Source organism: Pseudonocardia sp. Cha107L01 (assembly GCF_052566575.1).
In genome coordinates, this window is record NZ_CP199579.1 from 2335658 (window position 1) to 2351678 (window position 16021).

Genomic DNA, 16021 nt, shown 5'->3' on the forward strand with positions numbered 1-16021 from the left:
TCGACACCCTCCCGGACTTCTACGCGCGGCTGTTCGGATTCACCGAGATACCGGAGATGCGCAACCCCGTGTCCGCGGCTTCGACACCGGGGCCAGCTCCATCGGATTCATGGCACCGGAGGTCTACGGAGTGCTCGAACTACAGGAGCACCGGGCCGACTCCGGGGTCCGCGGGCTGCTCAACATCGACGTCACCGACACCGCCGAGGTCAACCGGCTCACCGACGTCGCCGTCGAGATGGGAGCCGAACTGGTCAAGAAGCCCGCCACAACCAGCTACGGCTGGTACCAGTCTGTTCTGCTGGATCCGGAACGCAACGTGTTCCGGATCAACACCGTTCTCGCACCCTGATCAGACGCGCGTCCCGGGCGATGGCTGGAGCCGACGCTCTTCGGTTCGGCGTCAGGACGCCTCGACGAGGGCCGCGAGTCGATCGAGCGAGATCTGAAGCTTGGCGGATGGGCGGAGCCGGCCGCCGCGCCCGCCCGGGTTCGGCTCGGGGCGGGCGTGGCGGTCCGGACCTCGGCGTCAGGCCGCGTTCGCCGCCTCGACCAGTTGTCTGACGATGTCCGCGAGCGCCTTGTGCAGGTCCGGGTCCGCCAGTCGGCCGTCATCGGCGAAGGCGTCGTGGGCTTGACCGACCGGCAGCTCGGCATCGACTACCGTGGCGCCGATTGTGCTGAGCACCTTGCGCAGATCGGCCTGCGCCCACACCGCGCCGAACAGCCCGGTCGATGCGCCGATCACCGCGACCGGCTTGTTGCTCAGCGAGTTGTCCGGAAACGGCCGTGATGCCCAGTCCAGTGCGTTCTTCAGCAGCCCGGGTATCGAGCCGTTGTACTCCGGCGTGGCCAGCAACACGGCGTCGGCGGCGTTCAGCGCATCCCGTAGCGCGCCGACGGACTCGGGTGTCGAGCCGCCTTCCTCCTCCTCGCGGTACGGGGGGATGTCGCCGAGCCCGGAGTAGATCTCGAAACTCACCTCAGGGGGCAGCTCCGTGGCGGCCACCTCGAGCAGCCGCCGGTTGTGCGACGCCTCGCGCAGGCTGCCGCTGACGCCCAGGATCTTCACCACGGCCCTCAGGCCTGCTTGACCAGCTCGGCGTGTGCGGTCAGGGTGACCTCCCAGCCGAGCGCGTCGCCGCCCTTGGGCAGCGGGGCCTGCCAGCCGAAGTTCCAGTCGCGCCGGTCCACGGTGGCCTCGAAGTCCACGCCGCTACGCAGGCCGCCGAAGGCGTCCTCGGTCACCGGCTGGTGGGTGCCGGTGGCGCTGAACGGCTTGGTGATGCCCTTGATCGTCAGCTCGCCGTCGACCTGGGCGGTGCCGTCGTCGTCCAGTACGACCTTGGTGGAGCGGAACGTCAGCTCGGGGTAGTTGGACCCGTCGAAGAAGTCGGCACCAGACACCACGTGGGCCCGCAAGTCCGGCTGCTTGATCGAGACGGAGTCCACGCGGACGCTGCCTGCCAGGCGGACGCCCTGGTCGTCGGCCACCACGGTGGCGTCGAAGTCGTCGAACGAGGCGCTGAACTTGCCGATGCCCATGTGTCGGACGGTGAACCGGAACGACGAGTGGACGGTGTCGGCGACGAACGTGCCGACCAGGGACTGCGTGCTGAGAGTCATCTCGGTACCTCCAAGTAGAAACAACCGGAATTTTCTCCGTTTTGCTAGACTAAGCGGAGAAAGTTCCGGATGCAACCCGGGTTTAGGGTGGATGGGTGATGGCGGCAAGGCGAGGCGCGGGGTCGGGCGGGACCGACCTGCCCGTCGTCGGGCAGCCGCCCGCCGAGCGAGCCGACGCGGCGCGCAGCCGGCGCAAGCTGCTCGCGGCGGCCCGCGCGCTGATGGCCGAGCACGGCGGGGTCGGTTGCCTGTCCATGGACGGGCTCGCGGCCAGGGCGGGCGTCGGGGTGGGCACCGTGTACCGCCGGTTCGGGGATCGCGGCGGGCTGGCCGAGGCGCTGCTGGACGACGACGAGCAGTTGTTCCAGGAGGCGTTCATCTTCGGCCCACCACCGCTGGGCCCTGGCGCGCCGCCCCTAGCGCGGGCTCGCGCGTTCCTGCACGGTGTTCTTGATCAGATGGAGCGGCACGCCGACCTGGCCGCGCTGTCGGAGACTCGGAGCCCCACCGCCCGCTACAACGTCCCCGCCTACCGGGTCTACCGGGTCCACCTGGGGCAGCTGCTGCGTGAAGCCGACCTCGAGATCGACCCGGAGTACCTGGTGGATGCGCTGATCGCCATGGTCGGGGCCAGCTTGTTCCTCTACCAGCGCCGTGAGCGGAGGCAGTCCCTGGCGCAGCTGAAAGCCGGAATCGACCAGGTCCTGAGCCGACTCGGCCCACGGTGTGCGCCCGGGAGTGACGAACCGGCAACCGAACAGGAGACATCATGACGACGGCTCGGGCTCGCGCTGTTCGTTTCGACCGCTACGGCGGCAGAGACGTTCTCTACGTCGCCGATGTGCCGATGCCCGTACCGGCGGCCGGTGAGGTGCTTGTCGAGGTCCGCGCGGCCGGGATCAACCCGGGCGAGGCCGCGATCCGGTCCGGGATGATGCACGAGCGCCTTCCGGCGACCTTTCCCTCGGGTCAGGGCAGCGACCTGGCCGGGGTGGTCACCGCGACCGGGGAGGGCGTGACCGACCTCGCGCTCGGCGACGAGGTGCTCGGCTACTCCTGGCAGCGCTCCAGCCACGCCACCCACGTGGCCGTGCCGACCACCCAGCTGGTGACCAAACCACCCGGGCTCGACTGGCCGGCGGCCGGTTCGCTCTACGTTGTCGGGTGTACCGGGTACGCCGCCGTGCGGGCGGTAGACCCGAAGCCGGGCGAGACGGTCGCCGTCTCCGCCGCTGCCGGTGGCGTCGGCACCGTCGTTGTGCAGTTGCTGGCGGCACGGGGCGTGCGGGTCCTGGGCATCGCATCCGCGGCCAACGCCGAGTGGCTCGCGGCGCACGGCGCGGAGCAGGTGGACTACGGCGACCGGCTCGGCGAGCGGCTGAGCCAAGCCGCGCCGGACGGGATCGATGCCTTCATCGACCTGTTCGGCCCCGACTACGTCCAACTGGCGCTCGACCTGGGGCTCCCGCCCGACCGCGTGGAGACCATCATCTCCTTCCAGAAGGCACAGGAACTGGGCACCAAGGCGGAAGGCAGCCAGGACGCCTCCACTCCGGAGGTCCTCACCGAGATGGCCGACCTCGTCGCAGCCGGAACGGTGGAGATCCCGATCGCCGCGACATACCCGCTCGATCGGGTCGCCGACGCGTTCGCCGAGCTGGAACGGCGGCACACCCGGGGCAAGATCGTGCTCATCCCGAGCTGACGCCGGCAGCAGTCCTGGCGTCGCTCCAGCCAAGCAATACCTCCCGCCGGACCCGGCCAACCACCCACGCGGCAGCCTCGTGGGGCTGATGCGCTACCGAGCGGCCTCAGGCTTGCGCTGGCCCGCGGGATGTGTGAGCGTTGCGCCCGGCACTGCGGCCTATGGCCATATCTGGGCGTCGCGGCGACGACCGGTATGACTACGATCCGTACGACGACGAGCGCTACTACGACCGGCGCGAGTGGCGCAGTGGTCGACCCCGGCACACTGGAACGAGAATCACCGGCGTGGAGGGGAACATCGCATGATCGTCCTGGGGCTCAGTGGCCTGCCCCGATCGCAGGCCCGTCACCTCGAGGACCACCCCGGCATCGGTCCGCTGGACGCGCGGATCTGCCAGGGGCTCGACAGCGCCGCGGCGCTGCTGGTCGACGGCGAGCTGGTCGCCGCGGCGTCCGAGGAACGCTTCACGGGGGAGAAGGGCACCGGCAAGCTGCCGCACCACGCGATCGCGTGGTGCCTGGACTCGGCCGGCATCGCCCCCGAGGCGGTCGACGTGGTCGCGCACGGCTTCGACTACGACCGGCACCGCCGGGCGTTCGTCCTGTCGCAGCAGCACTTCGACGACGTCCTCACCTCGCGGTCCGTCGCCGACGCCCTCACCGAGCACGGGTGGGACGTCCTCGCCGAGCGGCTGCGGCCGGTGGAGCACCACCGCGCCCACGCGCTGTCGGCCGTCGTCCCGAGCGGGTTCGACCAAGGCCTCGCGGTGGTCTCCGACGGCATGGGCGAGGTCGAGTCGCTCTCGGTCTGGCGCTTCCGCGGCACCGAGCTGGAGAAGCTGCACAGCCAGCCGATCGCGGCGTCGCTGGGAGTCCTGTACGGGATCGGCACCCGGTTCCTCGGGTTCCAGTTCAACTCCGACGAGTACAAGGTCATGGGGCTTGCCCCCTACGGCGACCCGGAGCGGTTCCGCTCGGTCTTCCGCAAGCTCGCCCGCTTCGACGCCGAACGCGGCTCGGTCGTCATCGACTGGCCGAAGGGCGCGCTCGCCGACGCCCCGCAGGGCTACCCGCACGCCCGCGCGCTGCTCGCGGAGCAGACCTTCACCCCGAACCCGCCCGACGGGTCGATCCAGCGCGACGAGGCCGACTTCGCCGCTGCGCTGCAGGACTGCCTGACCGAGCTGCTCGTCGCGCTCGTCGGGCACTGGCTGGAGCGCACGGGGGAGCGGTCGCTGTGTCTGGCCGGCGGCACCTTCCTCAACTGCAAGTCCAACCAGGCCCTCGCGGCGCTGGCGGGCGTAGACCGGATGTTCGTCCAGCCGGCCTCCGGCGACGACGGCACCGCCCCCGGCGCGGCCTGGGCGGCCGCCGTCGAGCAGGGCCCGCTGAACCCCGCGAAGGGCCCGTTCGACCCGTACCTGGGGCCGGGCTACTCGCGTGACGAGGTCCGCGCGGCCCTCGAGGCCCGGCCCGACCTGACGTGGCGCGAGATGGGCCTCGGCGAGGACTACGTGGCCGCCGCGGCGGAGGACATCGCCGCCGACCGGATCGTCGCCTGGTTCCAGGGCCGGATGGAGTTCGGCCCGCGCGCGTTGGGCAACCGCTCGATCCTCGCCCGCCCCGACGGCGACCGGATCAAGGACCGCATCAACAGCGCGGTGAAGTTCCGCGAGGCGTTCCGCCCGTTCGCCCCGGCCGTGCACGTCGACGACCGCGACCGGCTGTTCGTCACGCGTGGGTTCGCCCCCGACCTCTACATGCTGGCGACCGCGCAGGTGCGCCCGGAGGCCCGGGCGACGCTGTCGGGCATCGTCCACGAGGACGACTCGGCGCGGATCCAGACGGTGACGCCGGAGCTGAACCCGGCGTTCGCCGAGCTGCTGGCCGGGGTGCGCGAGCGCACCGGCACCGGCTGCGTCGTCAACACCTCGTTCAACGTCAAGGGCCAGCCACTGATCATGGATCCGGCGACGGCCATCGACACCTTCTCGCGCATCGCGCTCGACCGGCTCTACATCGAGGGCTTCGTCGTCGAGCCCACCACGATGATCGACCCGCCGGCCCCCGTCCCCGGGTCGGCAGGGTGAGGCACGGCCAGTCGAGCCGCCGTGCCCCGCGACGAGCCGCCCAGGACCAACCCAGAGGCAAACCATGAACGTGCTCAGGTGGATCGTCGACCGCTTCCCGCTAGGCGGGGAGGACGACGACGACCAGGCCAATGCGGCCCGCGAAGAAGACCGGTCCCGACACCCTCGCCGCGGCCGGGTCGGCAGGGTGAGGCACAGCCAGGGGGGACCGACCCGGTGACCTTGCAGATCTACTCGACCTGCCCGCAGTCCAAGGACGTGCCGGCCGAGCGCTACGCGGCGGCGGTGGCCGAGACGGCTCGCTGGAGCGAGGCGGCCGGCTGCACCGGCATGCTCGTCTACACCGACAACGGCATCGCCGACCCGTGGCTGGTCGCCCAGACCGTGCTGACCGCGACCGAGCGGCTCGCGCCGCTGGTGGCCGTGCAGCCGGTGTACATGCACCCGTACACCGCGGCGTCGATGGTGTCGTCGCTGGCCTACCTGCACGGCCGCGCGGTGCACCTGAACATGCTGGCCGGCGGCTTCCGCAACGACCTCATCGCGCTCGGCGACCAGACCGAGCACGACGACCGCTACGCCCGCACCGTCGAGTACACGCAGATTCTCCTGGGCCTGCTGCGCGGCGAGACGGTGACCCACGAGGGCCGGTGGCACCAGGTGCGCAACCTGCGCCTCGGGCCGGCGCTGCCGGCTGCGCTGATGCCCGAGGTGCTCATCTCCGGGTCGTCGCCGGCCGGGCGCGCGGCCGCGGCCGAGATCGGGGCGGTGCCGATCCGCTACCCCGAGCCGCTCGACCAGGACGTCCCCGACGCCGCGCCGGGCGGGGGCGTGCGGGTGGGCATCATCGCCCGCGAGGACGCCGCCGAGGCCTGGCGGGTGGCCGAGGAGCGCTTCCCCGGCGACCGGGCCGGCCAGGTCGCGCACGCGATGGCCATGCGGACCAGCGACTCGCACTGGCACCAGCAGCTGGCCCGGGCCAGTGCTGCCGCCGGCCCCGCGACCCCGTCGGGCTCCGGGGACGCCGCGGACTCCGGGGAGCCGGACCCCTACTGGCTGGGTCCGTTCAAGAACTACCAGACGTTCTGCCCGTATCTGGTCGGCTCGTACGATCGGGTCGGCGCGGCCGTCTCACACTACGTCGACCAGGGGACGCGCGTGTTCGTACTCGACATCCCGCCCTCGGCAGAGGAGCTGGAGCACACCGGGACGGTGCTCTCCCGCGTGGGGGCCCGGGCGTGAACGCTCCCGAGATCGACCGGCTGCAGGACTACCTCACCCGCTCCGCCGAGCGTTCGCCCGAGGCGACCGCCCTGGTGCTCGGCGACGAGGTGATGACGTACGGCGAGCTGGAGGCGGCCGCCAACCGGCTCGCGCACGCCCTCGTCGAGCAGGGCTGCAAGCCCGGCGACCGGGTGGGCGTGCTCGCGGCGAAGACCCCGTGGACGATCGCCGCGCTGATCGCCGTGCTGAGGGCGGGCGGCGCGTACGTCCCGGTGGACAGCGCCAGCCCGCCCGCCCGGGTTGCGCGCATCGTGCGGGCCGCCGAGCCCGCGCTGCTGCTCGCCGACGCGACCGCCACCGCCCTGGTCGACGGCCTGGTCGAGGAGGGGATCGGCGACCTGGCCGTCGGCGCCCTCGCGGAGCCGCTCGCCGGTCAGCGGTTCGCGTCGGTGTTCGCCCGCGACGACCTCGCGTCGTTGCCCGCCCAGGCGCCCACTGAGTCGATCCAGCGCGAGACGGACCTCGCCCACCTCCTGTTCACCTCGGGCTCCACCGGGGTGCCGAAGGGGGTGATGATCGAGCACTCCAACGTGGTGGCGTTCGTCGAGTGGGCGCTGCGCCACTTCGGGACCCGCGCCGGCGACCGCATCTCCGGGCACCCGCCGCTGCACTTCGACCTCTCGACGTTCGACATCTACGCGACCCTCGCCGCCGGCGCGGCGCTGCACCTCGTGCCGGCGTCGCTCGGGCTCGACCCGAAGGGCACGGCGCGCTTCATCCGCGACCGCGAGCTGACCCAGTGGTTCTCGGTGCCCAGCGTGCTGACCTACCTGGCGCGCTTCGACGCCGTGGCGCAGGACGAGTTCCCAGCGCTGGAGCGCCTGCTGTGGTGCGGCGAGGTGCTGCCGACCCCGGTGCTCGCGCACTGGATGCGGCGGCTCCCGCACGTGCGGTTCACCAACCTCTACGGCCCGACCGAGGCCACCATCGCGTCGAGCTTCTACGACGTGCAAGAGGTGCCGCCCGACGAGTCGGTGCCCGTGCCGATCGGCCTGCCCTGCGACGGCGAGCGCCTGGTGGTCCTCGACGGCGACACCCCGGCGCCGGTCGGCGGGATCGGCGAGCTGTACATCGGCGGCGTCGGCCTCTCGCCCGGCTACTGGCGCGACGAGGAGAAGACGGCGGCGGCGTTCCGCGCCGACCCGCAGGACCCGACCCAGCGGATCTATCGCACCGGCGACCTGGCCCGGGTCGACGAGGACGGCATCGTGCACTTCCTCGGCCGGACCGACTCGCAGATCAAGAGCCGCGGCTACCGCATCGAGCTCGGCGAGATCGAGGCCGCGGTCAACACCGTGGTCGGCGTGCGGGAGTGCGCCGTCGTCGGCGTCGACACCGGCGGGTTCGAGGGGATCACGATCTGCTGCGCGTACTCGGTGGCAGACGGTGCCGAGCTCCCGGTCGCCTACATGCGCAAGCACGTCACCGCGCTGATCCCGCGCTACATGCTCCCCGCGCGTTGGGAGGTCCTCGACGCGCTCCCCAAGAACATCAACGGCAAGATCGATCGTCCGGCACTGCGCGAGCGGTTCGCCGCGGCCGCGGCGACCAAGTCGACTCGGCCGACGACGAGACGATCACCCGGAGGTCGCCCCGATGCACGCTGACGTCCACGATGAACTGCGGGACCAGGTGGCCGCGGTCATGTCCGACCAGGCCGGCATCGACGTTCCCGACGCCGAGGCCGACCTCCTCGGCGCCGGCCTGATCGACTCGATGGCCCTCGTCACGCTCATCGTTGCGTTCGAGGACACTTTCGCGGTCCAGCTGCCGCTCGAGGAGTTCGACATCGACCGGTTCCGCAGCGTCGCCTCCATCGCCGACTTCCTCGCCTCGCTCGGCGCGGAACCGGTGCGATGAGCCGCATTCGGAGCCTGCGTCAAGATGATCTATCTCAGGTCGTCCCGCTGTACCGCTCCTATCTGGCAGTGCCCAATGTTGCTGCCGTCGACGAGTTGCGCATGGCCTTCGAGCAGGTGTTCCTCGGCCAGCCATTGTCGGACCCGTCCATTCCCTCGCTGGTGTTCGAAGGCTCCGATGGAGAGATCCTCGGCTTCATCGGGTCGCTGGTGCATCGGATGCGGTTCGAGCAGCGGTCCGTGCGTCTGGCGTGCAGCAGTTCGCTGGTTGTCTCACCGAAAGCGAGACAATTCGGAGCCGGCGGCCTGCTACTGCGAAAGTACCTGGCCGGACCGCAAGACCTCACCATGACCGATACCGCCGGGAGTGCCACCGAGCAAATGTGGAAACGCCTCGGCGGTTCCATGTACCACCTCGGTTCGGTGACCTGGCTACATCTCTTGCACCCGGTGCGGGCGGCGGTCGGCCTCAAGCTCTGGCACCTTGGCAGGCAGCAGCGGCTGCCACTGGCCCGGCCCTTGTGTCGGCCACTGGATGCCGTGTACTCCCGCTTCGACAAAACCGACGGGACCAGTGATCTAGAGAAGCACACCGAGGAGCAGCTGTCACCCCAACTCTTGATCGACAACCTCCGTCTCGGACCTCAGCAGTTCGACCTCTGGCCGGACTACGACGCCGAGTCGCTCGGTTGGCTTTTCGATCAGATCGGCCGGTCTCGGTCCAACGGCCAGCTCGTCAAGAGCTTCGTTCGAGACGCCCGAGGGCAGCCCTTGGGCTGGTACATCGCCTCTCTGCTGCCGAGCGACATCTATCGCGTCCTAGGTCTCGCGGCAACGCCTGGCAACGAGGAGCTGCTGTTCCGCCATGTGCTGCGTAGGGCGAAGGATGTTAATGCCGCGGCTGTGGTGGGCAGGCTTGAGCCATGGTTGTTCGAGGTTCTCCCACGGCGCGCGATGATGTTTTCGCGTGTGCGGTTTCTCGTCCATTCGCGCAATGAGGCCCTCTGTGATGCGGTCCGTTCGAGCAAGGCGCTGCTGACAGGGCTCGAGAGCGACGTCTGGCTGCCCAGGTAGCGCGCATTCGTGTCCGTCGCCGGCCTCGGCGGTGCCGGCGTGCACGATCACGGTCCATCCCGCCGCGGCCAGCTGTCCTGCAAGCGCTAGGCCAGCGCTAGGCCAACGCCTCCGCCGGCTCCAGTGACCAGAACGGCGCGGGACCGCAACGAGTCAACGAACATGGTCCATCCATGGGGGTTGCACGGGGCCGGGAGAGTGAGCGGACCGGGACCCGGGATCGCCCTCGGCCCACCCGTGGCGGTCAGCCAGGTACTGAATCGCGCGCACGACCAGAGCTAGACCCACGAACACCCCGATCATCATGATCGTGTAGCCGAGGCTGTCCATCCCGACCCTCCTCGTGACCGGCGGATTTCACGACCCAGCCAGCGTGGAACGAGGGTCACCACCTCGATCCGGGCCCTGGCGCAACCTTGACGCGACACACGCAATGATTGATGCGCACCAGCCTTGGCCCAGGGCCAGCCTTCTTGGTCGTTGAGTAGGTCTCGGATGCGGCGGCGCAGTGCTTCGCGGACGTCATCGGGGGACACGGTCAGGCCGGGAGCGTGTTGCCAGGGACGGGGTCGACGCCGTGGGCGGGTCGGCGGGCGCCGATGACGGCCGCGGCGAGGCATGCGAGTGCACCGAGTAGCAACGCGTACCGGGGCCCGACCCTGTCGGAGATCAACCCGACGATGGGGGAGCCGATCGGGGTACTGCCGACCAGCGCCGTCGACCACAGGGCGGTGACCCGGCCGCGGTAGCTGGGGTCGGCGGCGAGCTGGATGGTGGAGTTCCCGGTGGTGAGGAACGTGATGGTGGCCGCGCCGACCAGGACGCAGGCGGCAACCGCGGTGGGCAGTGTCGGGGCGACGGCGGCCAGGCCGACCGCGACCGCGAATGCGACGGCGGCTCTGGTGAGTCGGGTGACGCCGGTGCGGGCGCTGCGGGCGGCGTAGAGGCCGCCGGCGATCGCGCCGGCACCGAGCGCGCCGATCAGCCAGCTGTAGGTGGTGTCGGTGCCGTGGAAGGTGTCGCGGGCCAGCAGCGGCAGGCTGACCTCGAACTCGAAGGTGAATGTGCCGACCAGGGCCATCATCAGCAGCGGCCGGGCGATCGCCGGCACTCCGGCGGCGTAGCGTAGCCCGGCTCGTAACTGGCCGCGGGCACGTGCGATCGGTGCGACCGGATGCAGCTGCCTGACGTCCAGACCGAGCAGGGAGGCGATGACAAAGCCGAAGCTGACGGCGTTGCCGATGAAGCACCAGCCGATGCCGACCGTTGTGACGAGCACGGCGGCGACGGCCGGACCGATGACGCGGGCAACGTTGACAGTGGTGCTGTTGAGGGTGACTGCGTTGCGGACCAGCTCCCGGCCAACGACCTCGGCGACGAAGGCTTGCCGGGCCGGGTTGTCGACCGCGCTCAGCGTGCCGAACAGCAGGGCAAGGGCGACGACCTGCCACAGGGCGACGTGTCCGCTGAGCACGCTCACCCCGAGGGTCGCCGACACCAGCCCGAGCCCGATCTGGGTGGCCAGCAGCACGTGCCGTTTGGAGTAGCGGTCGACCAGGAGCCCCGCGTAGGGGGACAGCAGCAGGATGGGGGCGAACCGGGCCGCGGTGGTCAGACCGAGGATGGTGCCCGAGTGGGTCAGGTGCAGCACAAGAAGGGCTTGGGCAACGGTCTCGACCCAGGTGCCGATCAGGCTCAGCGCCTGCCCGAAGACGTAGCGGCGGAAGTTCGGCACCGCGAGCGCGGCGAACATCGAGGGGGTTGTGGTGGTCACGCGGTTCCCCGACGACTGCCTGACATTTTTCGGCCGACTGCACACCTCATCACCATCGCTGGTAGGTGGAGGCATGTCTGCGCGGCCAGCGCCCAAAATTCATTACCTGCCAGCGGGAAATGTCTGTATGAAGATCGGGTATAGGGCGGCGGGCTCAGCCCGGCAGCGTGGCTATGTCTGGCTTGTCATACCGTCGCTAGGTCATCCGGGGAGGGCATGGGGCCCGGGTGCAGCGGCAGCTCGGCGCGCAGGGTGGTGCCCGCGCCGGGGGCGGTCGTAACCGAGAGCCTGCCGCTGAGTGCCTCGACCCGGTCTTTGAGCCCGACGAGGCCGGTTCCGCCGGACAGGTCCGCGCCGCCGCGGCCGTCGTCGCGGACCAGGACTCGCAGCACGGTATCGCCCTCGCCGGTGTCGACCTCGACTCGGACCTTGGTGGCGTGGGCATGCTTGGCCGTGTTGGTGAGCGCCTCGGAGACCAGGTAGTAGGCGGCGATCTCGATCTGCTCGGGTAGTCGCCCGGCGATTGATACGTGGAGGTCGACCGGGATCGCGGAGCGGCGGGCGAGCGTGGTGAGCGCCGGGTGTAGCCCGCCGTTGGCCAGGACCGACGGGTGGATGCCGCGGGCGAGCTCGCGCAGCTCGTCGAGGGTGCTGACCACCTCGGCGGCCACCTCGTCCAGGTGTGCCTTGAGCTCGTGGGCCTCGGGTGGCACGGCCGCCTGCACGGTGCCGCGCAGGTGCAGCGCCAGGGTCACCAGCCGTTGCTGGGCTCCGTCGTGCAGATCGCGCTCGATGCGGCGGCGGGCGGTGTCGGCGGCGGCCACGATCCGGGCCCGTGATGCGGTGAGCGCGGCCTGGGCCTCGGCGTTGGCCAGTGCGGTGGCGACCAGTTCGGTGAACCCGGTCAGCCGCGCCTCGGTGTCGGCCGCCAGCGGTTCCTCGCTGGCGGAACCTACGCTGACGACGCCCCACAGCCGGTCCTCGACATTGATCGGCACACCCACGGCAGAGCGGAACCCCCACTTACGGGCAACGTCGGCGGCAGGCCCGGCGGCCTCGGCGTAGTCGATCCTGGCTGTCCGGCGGGTCTGGAACACCACGGTGTACAGGTTGTGGCCGCCGAGTTCCAGGCGCAGACCAATGGGCTGAGGCCGGCCCACATTCACCCTGCCCCAGGCGCCGACGACGGTCACCGCGCCGTCCGGCTCGTAGCGGCTCAGGACGGTGAAGTCGGCCTTCAGCAGCCGCCCGACCTCGGCGGTGACCGCGGCGAACACCTCGTGCGGCGGAGCCGCCCTGGCGACCAGGGTCGCCACCCGCCGCAGCGCGGCCTGCTCCTCGGCAAACCCACGCAGCTCCACCCGGGCCTGGGCATTGGCGATGGCGGTGGCGACCAACTCGGTGAACCCGGCCAGCCGGGCCTCGGTATCCGCCGGCAGCGGCTCATCGTGCGTGTTCGCCGCCGCCACCGCGCCCCAGAGTCGGCCGGCGACGCTGATCGGCACCGCGACCGCCGAACGCAGCCCCCAGCCGCGTGCGGCATCGGCGGCCGGGCCCGAGGCGAGGCTGTAGTCGTCGATCCGCGCCGGCCGGCCCGTCTTGAACACCGTCGACATCGCGTCCCGCCCGCCGAGCCCGGCCCGGGTGCCGACCGGGAACGGCTCGCCGACGCCGACGCCGCTCCACCACGTGCCGACCGATACCTGCTCGCCGTCCCCGAACCGCCTCAGGATCGTGAAGTCGACCTCGAGCAGCCGCCCGGCCTCCTCCGCGACCGCTGCGAACACTTCCTCCGGCGGCGCGGCCCTGGCGACCAGGGTGGCCACCCGCCGAAGCGCGGCCTGCTCCTCGGCGAAGCCGCGCAGCTCCAGGCGGGCCTGTGTGTTCGCGATGGCGGTGGCGACCAGCTCGGTGAACCCGGCCAACCGCTCCTCGCTGTCTGCCGGCAGCGGTTCCTCCTGCGTGTACGCCATGTTCACGACGCCCCAGAGCCGGCCCTCGACGCTGACCGGTGCTCCGACGCCCGAGCGGAGCCCCCACTCGCGCGCGAGCTCCCCGGCCGGGCCCGTGGTGTCGGCGTAGTCGTCGATCCGCGCCGGCAGACCGGTCTGCAACACCAGCGTGGCAATGTTCCGCCCGCCGAGTTCTACCCGGGTGCCGACGGAGAAGGGCCCGGTGGCACCGCTGCTCGCCCATGCCCCGACGACGGTCTGTACCCCGTCCGGGTCGTAGCGGCCCAGGATCGTGAGGTCGGCGTGCAGCACCTGCCCGACCTCCGCGGTGACCGCGGCGAACACTTCCTCCGGTGGCGCTGCCCGGGCGACCAGGGTGGCCACCCGTCGCAGCGCGGCCTGCTCCTCGGCGAAGCCGCTCCGCTCCGCCCGGGCCTGCGCGTTGGCGATCGCGGTCGCGACCAGCTCGGTGAACCCCGCGAGTCTGGCCTCGCTGCCCACCGGCAGCCGCTCCGGCGTGGTAGCGCCGGCCACCACCGCGCCCCACAACCGGCCCTCGACGCTGATCGGTGCCCCCACCCCCGCCCGGGCGCCGAACTGGGCGAACCAGCCGGAGGTGGACCCCGGAGGGCCCTCGGACCGCTCGCTGCGCGCCGGCTGGCCGGTTTCCAGCACCGTCACCGTGACGCCCACGCCGTCCACGTGCAGTCGCGCACCGTCCTGGAACAGCGTGTCGGACACGCTCCATCGGCCGGCGACGGTGGCGGTGCGCTCTGGCTCGAAGCGGAACACCGCCGCGGCGTCGGCGCCGAACAGCCCGCCCACCTCGGCGGCCACCGAGGCGAACACCTCTGCCGATGCCGCACCGCGGGCCACCAGTGTCGCGACCCGACGCAGGGCCGCCTGCTCCTCGGCGATCCGCCGAACTTCCCGAGCGAGCGACTCCGCCTCCCTCGCGCGCCGCCGCATCCGCCCAGCCAGCTCGCTGACCACCACCGCGGTCACCGCCGAGATCACCAGGATCGCGGCGATGTGGGGGTCGGCGGGGGTGAGCGCGAACAGCGGGGGGAAGAAGAACAGGTCGAACGCCAACGCCGAGAAGACCGCGGCGATCAGGGCCGGCGACACCCCCCAGAAGACCGCGACCGGCAGTACCGCCAGCACGTACAGACCGGCCAGCGCGGACACCGGAACAACCGGCTGCAGCGCCCAGATCGCTACGGTCACCGCCGCGACGCCGACGGTTCCCACGAGCATGCCGCGCAGCGGGCGTTGCCAACCGAATCCGCAAATCGTCACCGCCCCCCTCCGCCCCCTTCGGCCCCACCGCCCGGGCTCGCATCAATCATTGTCTGCGTCCACTGGTACCGGTGGAAAACATGTGCTGGACCGTTCAGTTGGGCATTCCTAATCTCGGTCGACGACCCGCTCCAGAAGGAGAATCATGATCGAGCCGGCACCCGACAACAACGCACCAGCTCACGCCGCGGGCATCGCGTCCGACGTGGTCGCGCTGCTCTCGGAGCTGGTCGCGGTCGATTCGGTGAACCCCTCGCTGGTCCTGGGCGGTGCCGGCGAGTCCCGGATCGCCGACGTGATCACCAGCTGGGCGCGTAACGCGGGCCTGGACGTCGAACGTCTGGAGGCCACCGCTGGCCGCCCGAGCCTCGTGATCCGTAGTACCGGCAGCGGCGGACGATCCCTTCTGCTGTGTGGGCACCTCGACACGGTCGGTGCCGGTGGAATGACGGCGCCGTTCGTCCCGGTCGTCGACGGTGACCGCTTGTACGGTCGCGGCGCCTACGACATGAAGGCCGGTCTTGCCGCCGCGCTCGTCGCCGCCCGAGAGGCGAACCGGCTTCGACTGCCGGGCCAGGTGATCGTCGCCGCTGTCGCCGATGAGGAGTACTCGAGCCTAGGCGCGTCGGAGATCCTCGATCGGGTCCATGTTGACGCCGCGGTCGTCACCGAACCGACCGAGCTCGAGGTCGCCACCGCGCACCGTGGCTTCGTCTGGACCGAGATCGAGGTCATCGGATTGGCCGCGCACGGGTCCCGGCCCCACCTCGGCCGCGACGCGATCCTCAAAACCGGGCCGCTGCTCGTCGCGGTGTCCGAGCTCAACGACCGGCTCCGCGGCCGCGTACATCCCACGCTGGGCAACGGGTTCGTCCACGCCTCTCTGATCCACGGCGGCCGCGAGGAGTCCTCGATCCCGGACCGCTGCACGCTCACCCTCGAACGGCGGACGCTGCCCGGCGAGACAGTCACCGACGTCGAACGCGACGTCGCCGAGCTGCTCGCGCGATGCCGCGCCACGGATCCCGAGTTCGAGGCGACCGCCCGGACCACGTTCGCCCGCTCGGCGATGGAGGTTTCAGACGACTCACTCATCGCGCGCACGATGTCGCGGGCGGTCGAAGCCGGACTCGACCGGCCCGCTGCCGCGGTGGGACTGAGCTTTTGGGCCGACTCGGCACTGCTCACCGACGCCGGCATCCCGACCGTGCTGTTCGGGCCGCCGGGCGAAGGTGCACACGCCGACGTCGAATGGGTGAGCCTGCGTGGGACCGTGGACTGCACGAGAACCCTGATCCACGCCGCGCGGGACTTCTGCCGATGAGCAAGCGAAGCCGTCGAGAAGTTGGCGAGCAG

The 16021-nt window shown here is 70.9% G+C and carries 13 protein-coding genes; 9 read left to right on the top strand and 4 right to left on the bottom strand.

Translation table 11 applies throughout. The annotated features are described in order from the left end of the window. The first annotated feature begins 130 nt into the window (after positions 1-130). Positions 131-352, top strand: coding sequence for a hypothetical protein (locus ACTXG6_RS11155; RefSeq protein ID WP_445187696.1), 222 nt, complete (start codon positions 131-133; stop codon positions 350-352). A gap of 177 nt (positions 353-529) precedes the next feature. Here ACTXG6_RS11155 and ACTXG6_RS11160 read toward each other — a convergent pair whose 3' ends face one another. Both ACTXG6_RS11160 and ACTXG6_RS11165 read right to left on the bottom strand, forming a co-directional pair. Further along, a complete protein-coding gene (locus ACTXG6_RS11160) occupies positions 530-1075 on the bottom strand; it encodes an NADPH-dependent FMN reductase (protein ID WP_445187697.1) in 546 nt (181 codons plus the stop codon). A gap of 5 nt (positions 1076-1080) precedes the next feature. Beyond that, on the bottom strand, positions 1081-1626 hold the full coding sequence (locus ACTXG6_RS11165) for a YceI family protein (RefSeq protein WP_445187698.1): 546 nt from the start codon (positions 1624-1626) through the stop codon (positions 1081-1083). A gap of 98 nt (positions 1627-1724) precedes the next feature. Here ACTXG6_RS11165 and ACTXG6_RS11170 point away from each other — a divergent pair, with 98 nt between their 5' ends. The 7 genes from ACTXG6_RS11170 to ACTXG6_RS11200 all read left to right on the top strand — a co-directional run bounded on the left by ACTXG6_RS11170 (position 1725) and on the right by ACTXG6_RS11200 (position 9640). Next, positions 1725-2399 (top strand): TetR/AcrR family transcriptional regulator, encoded by a 675-nt coding sequence (locus tag ACTXG6_RS11170; protein WP_445187699.1) that lies wholly within the window; start codon positions 1725-1727, stop codon positions 2397-2399. Further along, on the top strand, positions 2396-3331 hold the full coding sequence (locus ACTXG6_RS11175) for an NADP-dependent oxidoreductase (protein WP_445187700.1): 936 nt from the start codon (positions 2396-2398) through the stop codon (positions 3329-3331). The genes ACTXG6_RS11170 and ACTXG6_RS11175 overlap by 4 nt, the downstream gene beginning before the upstream one ends. 304 nt (positions 3332-3635) lie before the next feature. After that, a complete protein-coding gene (locus ACTXG6_RS11180) occupies positions 3636-5423 on the top strand; it encodes a carbamoyltransferase family protein (protein ID WP_445187701.1) in 1788 nt (595 codons plus the stop codon). A gap of 216 nt (positions 5424-5639) precedes the next feature. Further along, positions 5640-6665: an LLM class flavin-dependent oxidoreductase gene (locus tag ACTXG6_RS11185; protein ID WP_445187702.1), complete on the top strand. Its 1026-nt coding sequence runs from the start codon at positions 5640-5642 to the stop codon at positions 6663-6665. Next, positions 6662-8314 (top strand): amino acid adenylation domain-containing protein, encoded by a 1653-nt coding sequence (locus ACTXG6_RS11190; protein WP_445187703.1) that lies wholly within the window; start codon positions 6662-6664, stop codon positions 8312-8314. Before ACTXG6_RS11185 ends, ACTXG6_RS11190 begins: the two co-directional genes overlap by 4 nt. Further along, positions 8304-8567 carry an acyl carrier protein gene (locus ACTXG6_RS11195; protein WP_445187704.1) on the top strand — a complete coding sequence of 88 codons (264 nt, stop codon included), beginning with the start codon at positions 8304-8306 and terminating at the stop codon, positions 8565-8567. The genes ACTXG6_RS11190 and ACTXG6_RS11195 overlap by 11 nt, the downstream gene beginning before the upstream one ends. After that, positions 8564-9640 carry a GNAT family N-acetyltransferase gene (locus ACTXG6_RS11200; RefSeq protein WP_445187705.1) on the top strand — a complete coding sequence of 359 codons (1077 nt, stop codon included), beginning with the start codon at positions 8564-8566 and terminating at the stop codon, positions 9638-9640. Before ACTXG6_RS11195 ends, ACTXG6_RS11200 begins: the two co-directional genes overlap by 4 nt. A 538-nt stretch (positions 9641-10178) precedes the next feature. On the opposite strand, the gene ACTXG6_RS11205 is transcribed toward ACTXG6_RS11200, so the two are convergent. Both ACTXG6_RS11205 and ACTXG6_RS11210 read right to left on the bottom strand, forming a co-directional pair. After that, a complete protein-coding gene (locus ACTXG6_RS11205; RefSeq protein ID WP_445187706.1) occupies positions 10179-11414 on the bottom strand; it encodes an MFS transporter in 1236 nt (411 codons plus the stop codon). A gap of 185 nt (positions 11415-11599) precedes the next feature. Then, positions 11600-14665 carry a GAF domain-containing protein gene (locus tag ACTXG6_RS11210; protein WP_445187707.1) on the bottom strand — a complete coding sequence of 1022 codons (3066 nt, stop codon included), beginning with the start codon at positions 14663-14665 and terminating at the stop codon, positions 11600-11602. 145 nt (positions 14666-14810) lie between these two features. Here ACTXG6_RS11210 and ACTXG6_RS11215 point away from each other — a divergent pair, with 145 nt between their 5' ends. Beyond that, positions 14811-15989, top strand: a complete 1179-nt coding sequence (locus tag ACTXG6_RS11215; protein WP_445187708.1) for a M20/M25/M40 family metallo-hydrolase — start codon at positions 14811-14813, stop codon at positions 15987-15989. The last annotated feature ends 32 nt before the right edge of the window (positions 15990-16021 follow it).